We start from the raw sequence: 726 nt of genomic DNA, 5'->3' as shown, positions 1-726 counted from the left end.
GCCCTCACATCTGCGCTCATAGCAAGCATCATTTTCAGTGATAGTGATTCCAACCTATTTTTTGCATATCGCCAGTGAAAAGCTCCATCATTAACCCTTAAAAATACAACAACCATATATAGAAAACTGGGCAATTATGCGACACTGGAGCAATAGATAGCGGTATTCCAAACATATTGCCAATTTATAATCATTTATGATGGAGTAACAGCAATGATTAATGCACAACAGATTATTGACTCAAGCTTGGATGAAAGAAAAAATCTTATAATTAATGAAATAGAGAATTACAATAGCATTGAATCTGAAATTGATAAAGCGCAAGCATTATCATCAACTATAAATACTTTCATCGAATCTTACCTTCAAATAATGATTGAAGCAGACGAACGTCGAGATGGTGGAAGTATATTAATTAGAGAGAATTTAAGTATTGCATTTGATGAAAAGATAGAAGGATTCAAGCCCGATGCAATTGATGCTTTGAGAAACTCTTTCCCTAATAGAGATCAGCTAATAAGATCATCAAATAATGTTTATGAAATGGCTGGGGCAGTTAGACTATCTTTCGCAAATAAAGTAACAAGAACTTTAAGTACTACCATGGGTTTACTCTGGGAAGACCTCGCATCAATAAGTCCTTATGCAGTTAACCCAGAATCTGAGTTCAACCTCAAGGTAAAAGGTATTGACCTCATATCAAAAAATATCAATTCAGAAGTAATA

1 protein-coding gene is annotated in these 726 nt (G+C 34.2%); it reads left to right on the top strand.

What is annotated here, in order from left to right; translation table 11 throughout:
* Positions 1-213: 213 nt before the first annotated feature.
* Positions 214-726, top strand: a 513-nt coding sequence (locus M3P05_RS20620; RefSeq protein WP_249702027.1) for a hypothetical protein, incomplete at its 3' end; no start/stop codon positions are given.

The sequence above is a fragment of the Parendozoicomonas callyspongiae genome (genome assembly GCF_023502345.1).
Classification (GTDB): domain Bacteria; phylum Pseudomonadota; class Gammaproteobacteria; order Pseudomonadales; family Endozoicomonadaceae; genus Sansalvadorimonas; species Sansalvadorimonas callyspongiae.
Note: the sequence above shows the minus strand (reverse complement) of the source record. Positions and strands in the feature narration are given on the sequence as shown.